Raw genomic sequence first — 3,973 nt, 5'->3', positions numbered from 1 at the left:
TATTTGCCGTAGCAATATTGATCAGTGGATGTATGCATTTTGCAGAGTCAATAAATGGTCCATTAATAAATAATACATCTGCAGAGAGTGACGGGAATAATTATCTGATTTATAGGGATGATTCTTTTAATTTTTCATTTGAATATCCAAAGAATTGGGATATGATACCGAAAAATAAATCAAATGTTTTGTTTATATCTCCGAACAAAAATGAGTATGGTTACATAACAATGAACTTACAGATTTTATCATCAACTGGTAGTGGTGGAAAATATAGCTCAATTGATGAGGTAATATCAGATTTGATTCAACAGTTACAGGAAAATACAAATAATCTTAAGATTAATTATAAAAAAGAAACCAAATTAAGCGGATTAAAGGCAAAGGAAGTAAACGTTTCTTACACATATAATGATATAAATTATACCCAGACACAAATTATTGCAAAGAATGACGAATATATCTATGTTATTACATATTTCACATCATTAGAACATTATAACGAACACTTAGCTGAATATGAACATGCAAAGAGTACTTTTGTGTTTACGTATCATGAAAATGGAAAAATCCATGATGATCAGTGACTGCAAAACTCAGAAACGGGCTTTGTGAGCAATCTATTGGCATAATAGGATGCAATAAAATGAAGACTATAATAAATAAATTAATATTGCTAAGTATATTAACATCAATAGGTATCGGTATGGTCCTTATAGCATATGCAGCAGGTGTAACAGAGCAATTGCCCCCGAGACCAATTGCATTTATTGGCGTAGTCGATGGAAATAATAGAACTTTAGATTTAATTCATGATGGGGAAATAGTGCAAACTATGAAATTGCCTGAAAGAGTTTATGGAATCAAATTTTTTTCCGATGATGATAGTGGGAAGATTTTTATTGAATATATAACAAAGGAAAAACTAGATGACCAGAGAGAACTACGTAAGGAAGTTTTAGATAAGGCGATCAGGATAGCTGAATCTGATAAGAATGTACAACAACTCATCAAAGGAAAAGAATACTCAATACCAATGAGTGGAATAATTGAAAACCAGGAAGGTATTGTGGCCAACATGATTATAGTTATTGAAAACAAAAATTATGAAGTTATAGTAAATCTCATCAGTGAAAATGTTATTGCTGTTGAAGAGGTAAAACAATTTAATAATAGTTACAATATTAGTTACAGTAATAATGGAAATAATACTATTGACACGTTTAAAGTAAAATTGGATCATTGGGTGGTTAAAGGAGACGATGAGTATCCAAGGTAAACAAATGTTCATAGCTGCGTTATTCATAGCGTCCATATTCATTTTAGGTATGAAACTGACGACTCCAACACCCATAAAGATTTTTGTAGAGGGAAGTGATGTAGTTACAAGTCAGATTCCGGGCTTTTATACGCTTGTGGACATGTTCATTGCTGCAGTTTCCGCTTTTCTGCTCGGAATCAGTACTATGTACCTCCTGTTTTTTGATTCCAAAAGTACACTGAATAAAAATTTGGAACATATTGTGAGTGATAATGTTCCCGTTTTCGCCAACTCTGTACAAATGGAATCTACTGAAATATCTGCTATTACACGTAAAGGTGATACCAAGGAAATTCTAAAAATCCTGAAAGGCAGTGAATGCGAAGTCGCAAAAACACTTTTTGAATTTGGTGAACTGAATCAAGCTGAGCTTGCATCCAGAACAGATATTCCGAAATCCACTCTTTCAAGGACACTGGCAAATCTGGAAAAAAGAGGCGTAATTAGCAGATACGAAAATGGGATGAGTAAAATGGTAAAATTAGCAGATGATTTTCAAAAATAATATTTAAACTATTGCGTTAAGAGCGTTATTATCTCCCCCACATAAAAACCCAGTAGAGATTGAAACAAATGTACCGTTTCAGACATCTGTAATGTCTACTGCCTGTCGCAACGTAAAAGTTTTAATCTCTATCGGGTTTTCCAATGCGCTGCGACTTGAATAAAAGGAAGAGCGAACCCTGTGTACTTGGAAATCATCCCAGCCCGCAGCTCAAAGCTTGAAGGCCAGCCCTGGATAAGTGCATACAACCAGGCAGGGCAGCCCGACCCACACCGCAGCCCTGACAGCGCCGGAAGCTGCCTGGCCGTCCTTGCTATCCCCTGGCCAGCTGGATCACTTTAAGCCTGGCCTGGCTGCCAGAATTAACTCAAGCCTGCTGCGACTTGCTGCTGATTACGGTTGAGTAAGAGTTCTACAATAACCATGTAGAACATAGCAGCCAGGATGATCAATCAGTAAAAATGGAGAATATGCTCCACGGTCCGGATAAGAGGAAAGGGGGAAAGAGTTCGGGGCGTTTTATAAGGTTAGTGTAATTTGCCGGCAGATACTTTCACCGCGCACACGGCATTACTATATAAAAAAGCCCTTCATTTGCATAACTGCTGTCATTAAAGGTGGTTAGAGAATGAAGATATTAATCGATCATCGGGAAATGCGCTCCGGAGTGGCTGAGGCACTTGGCAGGCTCGGTGCAGATATTGAAACCGCTGTTCTGAAAGTGGGGGACTATGTTGTAAGCGACCGTGTGGCGTTTGAAAGAAAAACGGTTGATGACCTCTTTGCAACCCTGTTCGAGCGCCGTGAGCTGTTTTCGCAGCTTAAGGACCTGGCGAGGTCGTACAGACGTCCGATCCTGGTCATCGAAGGTGGTGATCCGTTCTTCTTTTTAAGCCGCAGGGTGCATCCTCTGGCGGTACAGGGCATTCTCAACACCATTGCACTTATGCGCATCCCCACTCTCTACACGCTTAATGAGGCAGATACTGCACAGGTCATCACCATGATCGCTGCAAAGGAGCAGGAAAACAGAAATCGACCTTTCAATTTGCACAAAAAACGCAGTCATCTATCACAGAGTGAGGCGAAAGAATATATTGTCTCATCACTGCCTGGTATCGGGCCTGTGGTGGCAGGGAATTTGCTCAGTCATTTCGGCTGCGTGGAGAAGATCATGACCGCGCCGCGGGAAGAGCTCATGAGAGTGGAGCATGTTGGAGCCAGGATGGCGGACAGGATCAGAGAGCTTGTGGGAGGGCAGTATGACATGAGCCCAAAGCAAATCTGATAAGATAGCTTAAAAATCCAAAACAAAACCTGATAAAAACTCAAATCCCAAAAAATTCTATATATGAAGCTCTGACCAACTTAAATTCAACAATAACATCAACAACGAACTTGTACGAACTGGAACGAACTCCAGTCGTCTTGAGTTCGTATCGAGTTCGTTGCTAATTTCTCCATCACATCGCTGGCGCACAAAGCGATACGACGGTGCATTGTGTTTTGCGGAAGCGCCACAAATTAATTTAGTGTGATTTATAATTTTCAGACAGGATTTACAGGATTTACAGGATGGGAGATAAATTATCCTGTAGATCCAGTTATCCTGTCGAATCGGCGCCTTCGCCTTTAATTTTTTGCGAAAATAACTGCTTGTTTTGCTTAATATGAGAAAATAAAGAATTTTATCGAATTTGCCACAGGCTCAGATCATTCTGCGGGACATGGCCGGAGCTTGACTTTATTTTTCCAAATCAATCATCCTTATAAATCCAAGTCCGAATGATGGTTTGGATAAGCACGTACTCACCAACGCCGAATCAAAATTCAGGGATGCCATTATTGCAACGTCGGCGCCCTTTTTTATCGAGCACAAGATCCGCAGCGAGCTGGTAGGGTGCTGCTGCATATGTCATCGGTTAAGGAGTTTGACAGAGTCGGTATGTATTATTTTCCAAAAGACCAATGATTTCATACGATTCTCCAATTTAATTTAAATCGAACACGGATGACACTGATCTGACTGATTTTCAGGGATTTATTTTTTATCCGTGCGCATGTCGAGTAGAGCCCATAGCGCACCTCTTTCGGGGTAATAGCCCCAAGGTTACTATGAGCCCCCTCACAGAACCGTGCATGAAGAT

At 39.9% G+C, this 3,973-nt stretch carries 5 protein-coding genes; all 5 read left to right on the top strand.

The window, feature by feature from the left end:
• Positions 1-32: 32 nt before the first annotated feature.
• The 5 genes from IBX40_11560 (at position 33) to IBX40_11540 (ending at position 3,114) form a co-directional block, all read left to right on the top strand.
• A complete protein-coding gene (locus tag IBX40_11560; GenBank protein ID MBE0524954.1) occupies positions 33-587 on the top strand; it encodes a DcrB-related protein in 555 nt (184 codons plus the stop codon).
• Entirely contained in the window at positions 584-1,279 is a 696-nt protein-coding gene (locus IBX40_11555) for a hypothetical protein (GenBank protein MBE0524953.1), read from the top strand. The genes IBX40_11560 and IBX40_11555 overlap by 4 nt, the downstream gene beginning before the upstream one ends.
• Complete coding sequence (locus IBX40_11550; GenBank protein MBE0524952.1) at positions 1,263-1,826, top strand: MarR family transcriptional regulator; 564 nt, start codon at positions 1,263-1,265, stop codon at positions 1,824-1,826. The genes IBX40_11555 and IBX40_11550 overlap by 17 nt, the downstream gene beginning before the upstream one ends.
• A gap of 238 nt (positions 1,827-2,064) precedes the next feature.
• Positions 2,065-2,229 carry a hypothetical protein gene (locus IBX40_11545; protein MBE0524951.1) on the top strand — a complete coding sequence of 55 codons (165 nt, stop codon included), beginning with the start codon at positions 2,065-2,067 and terminating at the stop codon, positions 2,227-2,229.
• A gap of 225 nt (positions 2,230-2,454) precedes the next feature.
• Entirely contained in the window at positions 2,455-3,114 is a 660-nt protein-coding gene (locus IBX40_11540) for a hypothetical protein (protein MBE0524950.1), read from the top strand.
• The last annotated feature ends 859 nt before the right edge of the window (positions 3,115-3,973 follow it).

Source organism: Methanosarcinales archaeon, assembly GCA_014859725.1.
Taxonomy (GTDB): Archaea; Halobacteriota; Methanosarcinia; order Methanosarcinales; family Methanocomedenaceae; genus Kmv04.
Note: the sequence above shows the minus strand (reverse complement) of the source record. Positions and strands in the feature narration are given on the sequence as shown.

What these genes read in the sequence shown, in the direction of transcription:
- IBX40_11560 (MBE0524954.1), top strand. Translation starts at nt 33, where the DNA reads ATGCATTTTGCAGAGTCAATAAATGGTCCATTAATAAATAATACATCT.
- IBX40_11550 (MBE0524952.1), top strand. Translation starts at nt 1,263, where the DNA reads ATGAGTATCCAAGGTAAACAAATGTTCATAGCTGCGTTATTCATAGCG.
- IBX40_11540 (MBE0524950.1), top strand. Translation starts at nt 2,455, where the DNA reads ATGAAGATATTAATCGATCATCGGGAAATGCGCTCCGGAGTGGCTGAG.